At 75.7% G+C, this 13,403-nt stretch carries 13 protein-coding genes; 9 read left to right on the top strand and 4 right to left on the bottom strand.

The window, feature by feature from the left end:
- Positions 1-33: 33 nt before the first annotated feature.
- On the bottom strand, positions 34-915 hold the full coding sequence (locus ACFCX4_RS26900; RefSeq protein ID WP_376147424.1) for a DUF3027 domain-containing protein: 882 nt from the start codon (positions 913-915) through the stop codon (positions 34-36).
- Between the two features lie 684 nt (positions 916-1,599).
- Here ACFCX4_RS26900 and ACFCX4_RS26905 point away from each other — a divergent pair.
- The 4 genes from ACFCX4_RS26905 to ACFCX4_RS26920 all read left to right on the top strand — a co-directional run bounded on the left by ACFCX4_RS26905 (position 1,600) and on the right by ACFCX4_RS26920 (position 5,363).
- Complete coding sequence (locus ACFCX4_RS26905) at positions 1,600-3,003, top strand: MFS transporter (RefSeq protein ID WP_376147457.1); 1,404 nt, start codon at positions 1,600-1,602, stop codon at positions 3,001-3,003.
- 207 nt (positions 3,004-3,210) lie between these two features.
- Entirely contained in the window at positions 3,211-3,744 is a 534-nt protein-coding gene (locus ACFCX4_RS26910) for a hypothetical protein (protein ID WP_376147427.1), read from the top strand.
- Between the two features lie 10 nt (positions 3,745-3,754).
- Positions 3,755-4,525 carry a futalosine hydrolase gene (locus ACFCX4_RS26915; protein WP_376147430.1) on the top strand — a complete coding sequence of 257 codons (771 nt, stop codon included), beginning with the start codon at positions 3,755-3,757 and terminating at the stop codon, positions 4,523-4,525.
- The gene (locus ACFCX4_RS26920) at positions 4,518-5,363 is read left to right on the top strand and encodes a 1,4-dihydroxy-6-naphthoate synthase (protein ID WP_376147433.1); all 846 of its coding nucleotides are present in this window, start codon (positions 4,518-4,520) and stop codon (positions 5,361-5,363) included. Before ACFCX4_RS26915 ends, ACFCX4_RS26920 begins: the two co-directional genes overlap by 8 nt.
- A gap of 16 nt (positions 5,364-5,379) precedes the next feature.
- Here ACFCX4_RS26920 and ACFCX4_RS26925 read toward each other — a convergent pair whose 3' ends face one another.
- Positions 5,380-5,763: a cold-shock protein gene (locus tag ACFCX4_RS26925; protein ID WP_376147434.1), complete on the bottom strand. Its 384-nt coding sequence runs from the start codon at positions 5,761-5,763 to the stop codon at positions 5,380-5,382.
- A gap of 492 nt (positions 5,764-6,255) precedes the next feature.
- On the opposite strand from ACFCX4_RS26925, the gene ACFCX4_RS26930 reads away from it, so the two are divergent.
- Positions 6,256-6,528, top strand: coding sequence for a hypothetical protein (locus ACFCX4_RS26930; RefSeq protein ID WP_376147437.1), 273 nt, complete (start codon positions 6,256-6,258; stop codon positions 6,526-6,528).
- Here ACFCX4_RS26930 and ACFCX4_RS26935 read toward each other — a convergent pair.
- The gene (locus ACFCX4_RS26935) at positions 6,525-7,175 is read right to left on the bottom strand and encodes an HAD family hydrolase (RefSeq protein ID WP_376147440.1); all 651 of its coding nucleotides are present in this window, start codon (positions 7,173-7,175) and stop codon (positions 6,525-6,527) included. The two genes, ACFCX4_RS26930 and ACFCX4_RS26935, sit on opposite strands and share 4 nt — an antisense overlap.
- Before the next feature lie 92 nt (positions 7,176-7,267).
- Here ACFCX4_RS26935 and ACFCX4_RS26940 point away from each other — a divergent pair, with 92 nt between their 5' ends.
- From ACFCX4_RS26940 to ACFCX4_RS26955, 4 genes are all read left to right on the top strand, one after another.
- Entirely contained in the window at positions 7,268-8,296 is a 1,029-nt protein-coding gene (locus ACFCX4_RS26940; protein ID WP_376147443.1) for a FecCD family ABC transporter permease, read from the top strand.
- Positions 8,293-9,345: a FecCD family ABC transporter permease gene (locus tag ACFCX4_RS26945; protein WP_376147446.1), complete on the top strand. Its 1,053-nt coding sequence runs from the start codon at positions 8,293-8,295 to the stop codon at positions 9,343-9,345. Before ACFCX4_RS26940 ends, ACFCX4_RS26945 begins: the two co-directional genes overlap by 4 nt.
- Positions 9,346-9,358: 13 nt before the next feature.
- A complete protein-coding gene (locus ACFCX4_RS26950) occupies positions 9,359-10,204 on the top strand; it encodes an ABC transporter ATP-binding protein (protein ID WP_376147449.1) in 846 nt (281 codons plus the stop codon).
- A gap of 80 nt (positions 10,205-10,284) precedes the next feature.
- A complete protein-coding gene (locus ACFCX4_RS26955) occupies positions 10,285-11,259 on the top strand; it encodes an ABC transporter substrate-binding protein (RefSeq protein WP_376147452.1) in 975 nt (324 codons plus the stop codon).
- Between the two features lie 155 nt (positions 11,260-11,414).
- Here the strand turns inward: ACFCX4_RS26955 and ACFCX4_RS26960 are convergent, their stop codons facing one another.
- On the bottom strand, positions 11,415-12,977 hold the full coding sequence (locus tag ACFCX4_RS26960) for a protein kinase (RefSeq protein ID WP_376147455.1): 1,563 nt from the start codon (positions 12,975-12,977) through the stop codon (positions 11,415-11,417).
- Positions 12,978-13,403: the final 426 nt, after the last annotated feature.

Consider the following 13,403-nt stretch of genomic DNA (forward strand, 5'->3'; position numbering starts at 1 on the left):
GGGGTGGGGCGGGCCGCCGCGGGCCGTGCGGGGTCAGGAGTGGCCGAGCTCCTCGGTCGGCGCGTCCGGCTCGACGGAGCCGGAGAGCCGGTCCGGGTGCAGCGGCAGCGGCTCGACCACCAGCTCGTCGAGGATCAGCGCGGCCGGGGCCGGCGGGGCCGGGATGACGGCCGCCTCGGAGTGCCCGCCGCAGCCGTACGCGAAGGAGACGATCTGGCCGTCGGCCGGACCGAACTCGTTGCCGCACACGCCGAAGGCCTGGCCGAGCGAGCCCCCGATCGGGACCAGGAAGCCGCAGCTGGCGCAGGAGGCCGGGGCGGACTGCGCCATCGGCGTCTGCGGTCCGTGCGCCTTCTCCCAGCGGTCGGCGGCCAGGTGCAGGCCGAGCCGGGAGAGCACCCGGCTGCGTCCCATGCCCAGTTCGTCGGCGATCGCGCCGATCTGGGCGCGGACCGGGGCCGGCTGGATGTCCGGGTCGCTGACCAGCACGTCCTCCTGGGCGGCCTGGGCCACCGCGGAGTTCGGCGCGGGCTCGTCCTCGCCGGTCCAGCCCGGCTCCAGCCGCGCGTCGTCGGCGTCGGTCGGCAGCAGGTCGCCCGGGCCCATGTCGCCCGGGCGCAGCCGCTCGCTCCACGGCACCCACTGCGGGGCGAGGATCGCGTCGGCGCCGGGCAGCAGCACGACCTCGTCCAGCGTCACGTTCTTGGCGCGCGGGGCGCGCGCCACGGTCACCGCCCAGTGCCAGCCCCGGTAGGCCGCGTCCAGGCACTCGAAGGTGTGGGTGACCACACGGTCGGCCTCCGCCTGGACACCCAGGTGGACTCCGACGGTCTCGGCGCCGACCGCCTCCTCTGCGGCCTGGCGGGCGAGTTCGACGGCCTCGGCACAGAGCCGATCAGGGGTACGGCTTCGCATCGCAGCACTCACGGCGTCGATTCTCTCCCATTTCTTCTGTCGCCCACGGCGAGTCGCCTGTTCCGTCGCGGCTCGGTTCCTCGTCCATTCTGCGCGACCGCGGCCCGCCGCGGATACCGGCCGCGCCGCTCGTCAGGTCCGCCGGCGCCGGTCTGGCCCTCGGCGGACCCTGGGCAGGCTACCCGTCGGTCGGCCACCCGGCACAGTCCGGGGCGTTCCGGAGTGGCTCCGGACCGTCCGGAACGCGAACGCCGGCCGTCGGCAGCGCGGCGCGGAGCGGAATCCCGCGTTGTCGTCGCGATTCTGGGGCAGGATGGGCATGTGGCGGACGAGAACCCGTCGCAGCACGCACTGCGCGCCTCGCAGGCCGGCAGCCCCGACGAGGCGAACGCCGTGCCGCGACAGCAGCCTCCGGTCCACGCTGCGGGCGAACCGCGAGCCGTGGACGCCTCGTCACTGCCCGGCGCAGGGGGGCCCGAGCCCGCGCCGGAGGAACCCGGGAAGCCCGGGGAGTCCCCCGGCGGCCCCGGTTCCCCCGACCCGTCCGACCCGTCCGACCCGTCCGACCCGTCCGACCCGTCCGACCCGTCGTCCGGCCTCCCCGGCTCCTCCGGCGACGCCGAGGGCCGCGGGGACGGCGGGGACCGCGAGGGCCCCGACGAGGAGGAGCCCCGCCGGCACTTCCTGGTCCGCACCGCCTCCGCCGCCGGCTCCCGCACCGGCAAGGTGGTGCACGGCACCGGCCGCCGGATCCGGCGGGCCACCGCCGCCGAGGGCGCCGGCGAGTCCGGCCTCGCCAAGCTGATCGAGCTGCACGCGCTGAACGCCTTCGGCGACATGCTGATCACCGTGGCGCTCGCCTCCACCATCTTCTTCTCGGTGCCCACCGGCGAGGCCCGCGGCCGGGTGGCGCTGTACCTGCTGATCACCATGGCCCCGTTCGCCCTGCTCGCCCCGGTGATCGGCCCGCTGCTGGACCGGCTGCCGCACGGCCGCCGGGCCGCGATGGCGATGTCGATGCTGGCCCGCGCGGTGCTCGCCTGGACGATGGCCGGCGTGGTGGTCGGCGGCGGCATCGCGCTCTACCCGGAGGCGCTCGGCGTACTGGTCGCGTCCAAGGCGTACGGGGTGGTGCGCAGCGTCGTGGTGCCCCGGCTGCTGCCCAGCCGGCTGTCCCTGGTGAAGGCGAACTCCCGGGTCACCCTGGCCGGTCTGCTGGCCACCATGGTCGCGGCCGGCGTCGGGGGGCTGCTGCACCTGATCGGGCCGGGCTGGCCGCTGCGCGGCGCCTTCCTGGTGTTCGTCGCGGGCACCCTGATGGCCTTCCACCTGCCGCACGGGGTCGACTCGGCCAAGGGCGAGCAGCGCGCCGTGCTGCACGCCGAGGAGCACCCGCCGGGCCACCACCACGGCGTGCTGCACGGCCGGGGCGCCGCCGCGGCGCCCGCCGGAACGGCCCCCGGCCCGGCCGCCGGGCAGCGGCCCAAGGCCTCGCTGCGGACCGTCGGCCCCTCGGTGATCCTGGCACTGCGGGCGATGGCGGCGATGCGCTGGCTGGTCGGCTTCCTGGTGATGTTCCTGGCGTTCCTGCTGCGCGAGGAGCCGGTGGGCGGCCTGCAGCCGACCCTGGCCCTGGGCCTGGTGGCGCTGGCCGCCGGGACGGGCAACGCGCTCGGCTCCGCGCTCGGCGCCTGGCTGCGCACCCGCACGCCGGAGGTGACGGTCACCGCGATGCTGCTGCTGGCCTGCTGTGCCACGGCCTCGGCCGCGCTCTGGTACGGCACGGTGACCGTGGTGGCGGTCGCCGGGACGGCCGGGACGGCGGCCTCGCTGGGCAAGCTGTCGCTGGACGCGCTGATCCAGCGGGACGTCCCCGAGTCGGTGCGCACCTCCGCCTTCGCGCGCTCGGAGACGGCGCTCCAGCTGTCCTGGGTGGCGGGCGGCGCGGTCGGCATCCTGCTGCCGCTGAACGGCACGCTGGGCCTGTCGGTGGCCGCCGCCGTGCTCGGCGTGATGCTGCTGTGGACGTTCCGCTCGCTGCTGCGGGTGGGACCGCGCCGCCGCGCGGCGGCGCCCAGGGTGGCCTAGGGCGTGTCTTGTGGATCTTGTCGGACAGGCCGCGGCGTTGGGGTGCGTGCATCGCAGGGCGGAGGAGGGAGCCACTGCGGAGCATTGGCGACCGACGACAACGCGGCGAGGTGCGTGCCCCGGCGTCGCGGGCCCGGCAGTCGCGGACAACACGCGGTTGCCGACCCCCGCGTAGCGTGATCGCGAAAGCCCGGTAGCCTCTGACGCATGAGCCTCAGCACCCGCGTCATCGCCGGCCTCGGCGCCGTCGTCGTCATCGCCGCCGGCACGGTCGGCGGGTCCATTGCCTTCGCCTCCGGCCAGCACGAGAGCAGCGACCACCGCGCGACGCTGGTGGTAGGCAACTCCTCGCAGGAGAAGAACCCGTTCTGCTTCAACGGCGGCCAGCCGCTGACCGAGCAGCAGCAGGAGGAGTGCCAGGACAAGGCCGGCAAGGCCCTGGAGGAGGGCACCCTCCCCAAGTCCGACGTGACCCTCAGCGACCGGATCGGCATCGGCGTCACCCCGGACGTGGCGGACCGCGGCTGGTGGGCCAACTCCAACGGCGGCCAGCAGGGCCAGGGCGGCCGGTTCATCCTGGCCTCGGCGGCCAAGGACGTCACGTACTCCGGCTCCGTCCCGGCGAGCAAGGCGCTCAACGCCTCCGGCAAGACGCTGATCACCGTGGTCGAGACCGACCCGAAGGCGCCGGACTCGATCTACGCCGTGTGGTACTTCCAGCTGAACACCCAGGACAGCTGACGGTCCCGCGGTGACGGCAGGTCTTCCCGGCGAGCAGCCGGGCCCCGAGCGGGCCCGGCTGCTCGTCGTCGTCGCGGTGCCGGCCGAGGCCGAGGCCGTGCTGCGCGGCCTGACGGCCGGACCGGACGCCTCCCCGGGCGGCGCCCCGGAGCCGGTGGCGCTGCCGGGCGGCACGCTGGAGCGGGTCGCGCACCCCTCGGGCGTCACGGTGGACGTGCTGGCCGGCGGGGTCGGCCCGGGTGCCGCGGCCGCCGCCGCGGCGACCGCGCTCACCGCGGCCCGCTACGACCTGGTGGTCTCGGCCGGGATCGCTGGCGGCTTCGCGCCCCGGGCGCCGATCGGCGCGACCGTGATCGCCACCGCGATCGTCGCCGCGGACCTGGGCGCCGAGACCCCCGAGGGCTTCGCCGACGTCACCGAACTGGGTTTCGGGACCGTCCGGCACACCCCGGCGCCCGGGGCCGCGGCACTGGCCGCGCTGGCCCTGGACGCGGTCACCGGCACGGTGCTCACCGTCTCGACGGTGACCGGCGGCGCCGGCCGCGCCGCCGAGCTGACCGCCCGCCACCCGGACGCGGTGGCCGAGGCGATGGAGGGCTTCGGGGTCGCCGAGGCCGCCGCCCGGCACGGGGTGCCGGTGTTCGAACTGCGCACCGTCTCCAACGCCGTGGGCCCGCGCGACCGGGCCGCCTGGCGGATCGGCGAGGCACTGGCCGCGCTGGAGCGCGCCTTCGCCGCCCTGCCCCACCCCGCGCTAGTGAAGGAGGCCGGCCGTGGCTGAACGGCTGAGCATCGCGTACTCGCCCTGCCCGAACGACACCTTCGTGTTCCACGCCTGGGCGCACGGCCTGGTCCCGGGCACGGACGCCCCCGAGGTGACCTTCGCCGACATCGACGTCACCAACGGCCTGGCCGAGCGCGGCGAGCTGGACGTCCTCAAGGTCAGCTACGGCGCCCTGCCCTGGCTGCTGGACGAGTACACCCTGCTGCCGTGCGGCGGCGCGCTCGGCCGCGGCTGCGGCCCGCTGGTGCTGACCCGCCCGGAGGTCGGCGACGACCTGAGCGGGAGGACCGTCGCCGTCCCCTCCGAGCGCTCCACCGCCTACCTGCTGTTCCGGCTGTGGGCGGCGCGGGCGGTGCCCGGCGGCCTGGGCGGGATCGTGGTGCTGCCGTTCCACGAGATCATGCCCGCTGTCCGGGACGGACGGGTGGACGCCGGTCTGGTCATCCACGAGGCCCGCTTCACCTACCGGAACTACGGTCTGCGCAGCCTCGCCGACATGGGCGAGGCCTGGGAGCGGGAGACCGGCCTGCCGATCCCGCTGGGCGCGATCATCGCCAGGCGCTCGCTGGGCGCGGAGCGGCTGAGGGAGCTCACCGGGGCGATCCGCGCCTCCGTCCGGCAGGCCTGGGACGACCCGGCGGCCGGCCGCGCGTACGTGCTGGAGCACGCCCAGGAGATGGATCCGGACGTCGCCGACCAGCACATCGGCCTGTACGTCAACGAGTTCACCGCGGACCTCGGCGAGGAGGGGCACGCGGCCGTCCGCGCACTGCTCACCCGGGCCGCCGCGGAAGGGCTGGTGCCCCCGCTCGGCCCGGGTGCGCTGGACTTCTGAGCCCCGCCGGGGAGCCCTACACGTCGAACTGTTCGGCCACCCCGCGCAGCAGCACGGCGAGCTTCTGACCGGCCGGCTTGGCCGGGTAACGGCCGTGCTGGAGGCCCGGCAGCACCGAGTCCATCATCGTGATGAGGTCCTGGACGAGCGCCGCCATGTCGTCCGGGCTCTTGCGCTGGGCGGCGGCCACCGACGGCAGCGCGTCCAGGAGCTGGACCTGCATCGCCTGGTCCCCGCGGTGCCCCGCGACCACGCCGAACTCGACCCGCTGGCCCGGCTTCAGCGACGTGATCCCGGCGGGCAGCGCCTTGGTGTGGACGAAGACGTCGCCGCCGTCGTCGCGCGACAGGAAGCCGAAGCCCTTCGTCTCGTTGAACCACTTGACCTGGCCGGTGGGCATCTCGAACAGTCCTCGATGTGGGTGTGAGGGATCCCGGCCCTGGCCGGGGATCACTGGGTGGTGGGAGAGCGGACCGGCCTCTGGGGGCACGCCCGAAGGGGCGCGTACGGCTGGCACGCTGTAAGGAGCAGACTAACGGTCCGTCACTGTCTCATCCGCGTTCCGCACAAGATCCGTACGGGGTTCCGGCGGCCACGGTCGACCCGGGACAGGCGTGAACGGGACGCGGCTCGGCGCTGTCCACAGGCTCACACCTCCGGTCGGAGAGAACGGGGCGCACTGATCGCACCCCTCGGCACAGCCTGCATACCCCCGCCCAGCAGGGATCAAAACTCCCAGCGCCCGGAAAACTGCGCAACGTGACGGGGCCGCTCGTCCGCGAAGCGCCCGCCCGCGCGTCCGGCACCACCGCGGCCGGACGGGCGCCGGAGGCCTCTGCGACACTGGGACGGCAGCCGAACCCGCCGTCCCGGCCGCAGAGGAGCGAGCCCCGTGAGCAGCCAGAGCACCGACCCCGGCGACGCCTTCGTCAAGGCCGGAGCGATCGTCTTCGGCCTCGGCGCGCTCGCCACGCTCGTCACCTTCGTCCCGCTGTTCCTGGACCTGACCCGGCTACCCACGGCCGCGTACTGGCTGAGCATGCTGATGCCGCTCGGCTTCCTGCTCGCCGTCGTCGGCCTGCTGCTCTCGGCGCGGGCCCAGCGGCGCCGGGCCCGCGCGAACGCCCGGACCGGGACGAACGCCCAGGCTCCGGCGAGCGCCTAGGCCCGCTCTCCGAGGCCCCGGGCGCGGGCGAGGTGCCCGGCGAGCCAGGCCGGGAAGGCGGTGAGGTCGGGCAGGACGACGTCCGCGCCCGCCGCCCGCAGCTCGTCGGCGCCGTACGGGCCGGTGGCCACCGCCACCGCGACGGCGCCCGCGTGCCGGGCGCCCCGGATGTCGCCGAGGTGGTCGCCGACGTAGACGGTGGCGCCGTGCTCGCGCAGCGCCACGCCCTTGGTCTCCGCCCAGAGGTCGCCGACCACCGCGTCCGCGTGCAGGCCCGCGTGCTCCAGGTGGAGCCGGGCGTTCGGCTCGTACTTGCCGGTGATGACCGCGACCCGGCCGCCGTGCGCGCGCACCGCCTCCACCGCGGCGTGCGCACCCGGCAGCGGGACGGTCGGGGCGAAGGCGTGGTCCACGTACAGCGTGCGGTAGCGGTGCGCGACCGCGTCCACCCGCTCCTCCGGGAACCAGTTGCGCAGCTCGTCGAGGAGCGGCGGCCCGAGCCGGGTCACCACCAGGTCGGCGTCGATGACGGTGCCGGTCTCGGCCGACAGCGCCAGGTAGGTGGCCCGGATGCCGGGCCGGGTGTCCAGCAGCGTCATGTCGAGGTCGAAACCGACGGTGAGCGGGGCTTCCGGGGTCGCAGACATGCGGCCAGGCTATCCAACCGGCCCGGAGGAACGATTTGCCCCGGCTTCGGCGTGGAACTTAGGTTTGCCTGAGCTATCTGCGAGAGAGAGCCATGACCGACACCACCGCGCCCGGCAGGGCCCGCCTGCTGCGCCGCCGAATACTGTGGCTCGCCGCCGCGCTGACCGTGCTGGCCGCCGCGGTGCTGCTGAGCCTGGCGGTCGGCAGCCGGAACATCCCCTTCGGCGACACCCTCGACGCCCTGCTGCACGGCGGGGACACCACCAACGCCGTCGTGGTCCGCGAACTGCGCGTGCCGCGCACCGTCGTCGGCCTCGCGGTCGGCGCGGCGCTCGGCATGGCCGGCACCGTCATGCAGGGGATCACCCGCAACCCGATCGCCGACCCGGGCATCCTCGGCGTCAGCCAGGGCGCGGCGGCCGGCGTGGTGCTGGCGATCTCCGCGTTCGGGATCTCCACGCTGACCGGCTACGTCTGGTTCGGCTTCGCCGGTGCCGCGATCGCCACCGTCCTGGTGTACGGGCTCGCCGGGCGCGGCCGGGGCGGGGCGACACCGATCAAGCTGGCGCTGGCCGGCTCGGCGATGTCCGCGTTCATCGCCTCGCTCAACACCCTGGTGCTCACCACCGACGCCGCCGCCATGGACCAGTTCCGCTTCTGGCACGTCGGCTCGCTGTCCGGCCGCACCGCGGACGTCGCCTGGCAGCTGATGCCGTTCCTGGCCGTCGGCACGGTGCTGGTCCTCGCGGTGGCGCGCGGGCTGGACGCGCTGGCGCTCGGCGACGACACCGCCAAGGGTCTCGGCGCGAAGACCGGGCTGGTCCGGGCGGTCGGGGCGCTCGGCGCCACCGTGCTGACCGGCTCGGCGGTCGCCGCGGCCGGACCGGTCGCCTTCGTCGGCCTGGCCGTGCCGCACGCCGCCCGCGCGGTGGCCGGCGCCGACCACCGCTGGGTGCTCGCGCTCTCCGCGGTGCTCGGCCCGGCGCTGCTGCTGCTCGCCGACACCCTCGGCCGGGTGCTGTTCCCGCCCTCCGAGGTGCCCGCCGGGGTGATGACCGCGCTGGTCGGCGTCCCGGTGCTGGTGGCACTGGTCCGGCGGCGGAAGGTGGTGGCGGCATGACCGCGTCCGGGGTTGCGCTGCGCGGCTACACCGTGCTGCGCGCCGGGAGGGCCTCCTTCCTGCTGCACCGGCGCTCGGCCCTCGCCGCGCTCGGTCTGCTGGTGGCGCTGGCCGTCACCGTCGTCGCCTCGCTCTGCCTGGGCGAGTCCACCGTGGCACCCGGCGAGGTGCTGAAGGTGGTGCTCGGGCAGCCGAGCCCGCACGAACTGGTGGTCGGCGAGTTCCGGCTGCCCCGGGTGGTGGTCGGCCTGCTGGCCGGCACCGCCCTCGGGCTGGCCGGCGCGCTGATCCAGACCGTCGCCCGCAACCCGCTGGCCAGCCCGGACGTGGTCGGCGTCTCCTGGGGCGCCACCGCCACCGTGGTCGGCCTGCTGGCCTACGGCGTGGTCGGCTCCACCGGCCAGGTGCCGTACGCGGCCGTCGCGGGAGGGCTGGTGGCCGGCCTGCTGGTCTACCTGCTGGCCTGGCGGCGCGGGCTGCACGCGCACCGCTTCGTGCTGATCGGCATCGGCGTCTCCGTCGCGCTCTCCTCGCTGACCTCGGTCTTCCTGACCAAGGGCGACGGCTTCCAGGCGCAGGCCGCCAAGGTGTGGATGACCGGCAGCCTCAACGGCGCCGGCTACGACCAGGCCGGCCGGCTCGGCTGGGTGCTGCTGGCCGCCGTGCCGTGCGCGCTGTGGGCGGCGCGGTCGCAGCGTTCGATCTCCTTCGACGACGCCACCGCCGTCGGCCTCGGGCTGCGGCTGAACCGGATCCGTCTGGGCATGGCGCTGCTCGGCGTCGTGCTCGCCTCCTGCGCCGCGGGCGCGGCCGGGCCGGTGGACTTCGTCGCGCTGATGGCCCCGCAGATCGCCGTGCGGCTGGCCCGGTCCGCGCAGATCCCGCTGCTGGGCTCGGCGCTCACCGGCGCGCTGGTCGTCGTGCTGGCCGACCTGGTGGCCCGGCGGCTGCTGGCGCCCACCGAGCTGCCGGTCGGCGTGGTGACCGGTCTGGTCGGTGCCCCGTACCTGATGTGGCTGCTGATCCGCTCCCGCCGTGGAGGTTCCTGAAGTGGAGGCCCCGATGCCCGCCGATGCCGAGTCCGTCGACACCGTGGACCGGGTGTCCCACCGTCTGGAGGCCCGGGACCTGACGCTCGCCTACGAGGCGCGCACCGTCGCCGAGGGGCTGGACCTGCGGATCCCGGACGGGAAGGTCACGGTGATCGTCGGGCCGAACGCCTGCGGCAAGTCCACCCTGCTGCGCGCGCTGGGCCGGCTGCTGAAGCCGGCCCGCGGCGCGGTGCTGCTGGACGGCGAGGAGCTGGCGCGCGTGCCCACCAAGCAGATCGCCCGGCGGATCGGGCTGCTGCCGCAGTCGCCGTCCGCCCCCGAGGGCATCGCGGTGGCCGACCTGGTGGCGCGCGGCCGCCAGCCGCACCAGAGCTGGTGGCAGCAGTGGTCGGCGGAGGACGAGACGGCGGTCGCGGAGGCCCTGGAGCGCACCTCGACGGCCGAGCTGGCCGAACGCGGCGTCGACGAGCTGTCGGGCGGCCAGCGCCAGCGGGTCTGGATCGCCATGGCACTCGCCCAGGGCACCGACATCCTGCTGCTCGACGAGCCGACCACCTTCCTGGACATCGCCCACCAGGTGGAGGTGCTGGACCTGGTGCGCCGGCTGAACGTGGAGCGCGGGCGGACCGTCGTCGCGGTGCTGCACGACCTCAACCAGGCGGCGCGCTACGCCGACCACCTGGTGGCGATGCGGGACGGGCGGATCGTCGCCCAGGGCCCGCCGGCCGAGGTCGTGACGGCGGAGCTGGTGCGCGAGGTGTTCGGGCTGGCGTCGGTGGTGGTGCCGGATCCGGTGACCGGGACGCCGCTGGTGGTGCCGGGCGCGCCGTGGGCGGCGAAGGCCGGCGACCGGTAGCGCCTTATGCCCTGATTACCGGCCAATTCGGACATAATCGACGCGCTGAGCTCCCCTTCCGCCCGCCGCCCGAGGTGCCGATGCCCCCGATCACCCGCCGCACCCTGCTGACCGCGCTCGGCGGCACCGCGCTCACCGGCTGCACCGCCCGCAGCACCGCGCCGCCGCCGGCCGAGCCCCCGGCCTGGGCGGCCCCCTCCCCCACCCCGCCGCCGAGCGCCACCGTGACCGCCGCCACCGGCCCCGTCACCGTCCCCGGTGCGCCGGTGCGGGTCGTCACGCTGGACACCGCCGAACTGGACTCCGCCCTCACCCTCGGCATCACCCCCGTCGGCGCGGCCCGGGCGGCGGCGGACCGGGCCTTCCCCGACTACTGGCCCGTCTCCCGGCTCGCCCCGGTCGCGTACGTCGGCCCGGTCGGCGCCCCGGACCTCGCCGCCCTCCGGGCGCTGCGGCCGGACCTCATCCTCTCCAACCAGACCCGGGACGGCGCCCGCTACGACGAACTGCGCGCGATCGCCCCGACCGTCCTCACCCCGGCCACCGGCGCACCCTGGAAGGCCAACGTCCAGACCCACGCCCAGGCGCTGAGCCGGCAGGACGCGGCGGCGGCCTTCGCGGCCTCCTACCAGCGGCACGTCAATCAGGTGGTGGCCGCGCTGGCCGCCGCCCGGGCGGGCGGGCGGAAGGTCGGCCTGGTCCGGTTCGTCGAAGGCGGCGGGATCCGCCTCTACGGCCGCCAGAACTTCCCCGGCTCGGTGCTCGCCGACGTCGGCCTGGGCCGCCCGGACGCCCAGAACACCGACCAGTCGGACACCGAACTCCCGCCCGACCAGCTCGCCCGGGCCGACGCCGACCTGCTGCTCTACGCCTGCTACGGCGACCCCGCCCGCTCCGGTCTCACCACCACCCTGGCGAGCCCCGCCTGGCGCTCCCTGGAGGCCGTCAAGGCCCACCGGGCGTTCCCCGTCGACGACCAGCTGTGGTTCCAGGGCATCGGCTACACCGGCGCCAACTACGTCCTCCAGGACCTCCAGCGGCTCCTCGGGGCCTGAGTAGTGCTCTGTCAGGAGGCGTGTCCGGTCACGCCGGACGTACGGGCAGCGGCGGAGTGCGGGCATCGGCCGCGCGGAGGAGGGGGTCCGTGCGGTGGGGGACCCTCCCCGCCGGAGGCCGGGGCGGGCGTGCTCCGGCGGCGGCTCCCGGTCCGTCAGTCCTCCTCGTCGGCGGTGGCGTTGAGGGAGGTGATCAGGCCGGAGAGCCGGGAGTTCCAGTTCTGGTAGGTCTGGCCGTCGATCGCGTGCTTCCTCGCCAGGTCGCGGACGGTGCGCTGGGCGCCCTTGAGCTTGCCCGCGGCGTCGTCCGGCCGGCCCTCGTTGAGCCGGGCGGTGGCCTCGTCGAGGGTGCGCAGGAGGTCGACCTGGCGGTTGCGGTCCTTCTCCATCTGGGTCTGCGCGATGCTCTGGCGCAGGGCGTTGATCTGGAGCAGCGGGGCCGGGTTGTGCGGCGCGGGCGTGCTGGGGGGCGCGCTGGTGGGCGTCGCGACCGGGGTGGCGGTCGGCGTGGGGGCGGGGGTGGACGTCGCGGTGGGCGTGGACGCGGGCGGCAGCGTGGCCGTCGGGGCGGTCGCGGTGGGCCGGGCGCTCGGCGCGGCCGCGGGGACGACCGGGTCGTCGAAGGCGGTGAGCGCGAGCATCGCGGCGCCGGCCACTCCCGCCAGGCCGAGGGCACCGAGCACGATCGGCTTGCGGCGGTTCTCCCGCTCCCGCTCCGGGAGCGGCGGCGGACCCACCGGGATCGGCGCCATCACCGAGGTGGCGGCCGGGGGCGCGGGCGGCGCCGGCCGGGGCGGCAGGAAGGCGGTGTGCTGCTGCTCCGGCAACGGCGCGCCGACCGGGTGGGCGGGCGGCAGCGGGGCGGCGGCGAGCAGTTCGGTGGTCGGGTCCACCGGCACCAGTCCCGGGACGCAGGAGAGGAGTTCGGCGCGGGCCGAGAGCGCGTCCGGCGGGCGCCCGGCCGGGTTCTTGGCGAGCAGCCGCAGCACCGCCGCGTCCAGTGCGGGCGGCAGCCCCGGGCGCCGGTAGGAGGGCGGCAACGGCTGCTCGCCGACGTGCTTGTAGGCGATCGCCACCGGCGTCTCGGCGGTGAACGGCGGTGCCCCGGTGAGCATCTCGGTCAGCACGCAGCCGACCGCGTACAGGTCGGTGCGGGCGTCCAGCGGGCTCGCGGTGGCCTGTTCGGGCGACAGGTAGGCGGCGGTGCCGAGCACCGAGGCGGTCTGGGTGAGGTCGTGCGAGGAGCCGGCCCGGGCGATGCCGAAGTCGACGACCTTCACCCCGCCGTCGTCGGTGATCATGATGTTGCCGGGCTTGATGTCCCGGTGCACCAGCCCGGCCGCGTGGGCGTGCGCCAGTCCCTCGCAGACGGCGGCCGCGATCCCGACCGCCTGCTCGACCGGCAGGCCGGGCCGCTGGGCCAGCAGTACGGCCAGCGACCGGCCCTGCACCAGCTCCATCACGATGTACGGCGCGCCCTGGTCCACCCCGGAGTCGAAGACCATCACGATCCTCGGGTGGACCAGCATGGCGGCGTGCTGCGCCTCCCGGCCGAACCGCTCGGCGAACCTCGGGTCGTCGGCGAGGCCCCCGTTGAGGACCTTGACGGCCACCTGACGGCCCAGCACGTGGTCCACCCCGCGCCAGACCGTGGCCATGCCGCCGACGCCGAGTACCTCGACGAGCTCGTAGCGCCCGTTCAGCGCGCGTCCGATCACCTGGATCCGCTCCCCTCAGAAGCCCTGCCCGGGGTCCCGGACCGCCTCGTGCACCTGTGCACGATAGCCCCCGGCCGCGACGGGCTCCGGCGGTGCGTCCGCCCCGGGGCCGGTGCCCGGCACCCGCAGGCTGCCGCGGCAGGCTCCGCGGCGGCCGGGCCGTTCCCGGGCCCGCCGGAACGCGTGCGCCGCCCGGGGGTCGGCCGGACACTGTCCGGGCCGGGCCCGCCGGTGATCCCCGGCAGCGGGGGCGGCGCGGAGTCGGCCGGTTTCTCCGGTGCGGGCGGGGCGGGCGGGGCGCCGCCCGGTGCGGGCGGCAGCGGCAGGAAGGGCGCGCCGACCGTGGGATCGCCGAGCACGCTGTTGGTCGGCAGCGCCGGTCAGCCGGCGGCCGGGACCGCGAGGAGCAGTCCCCAGTATAATATA

The organism is Kitasatospora sp. NPDC056327 (assembly GCF_042261735.1).
GTDB lineage: Bacteria > Actinomycetota > Actinomycetes > Streptomycetales > Streptomycetaceae > Kitasatospora.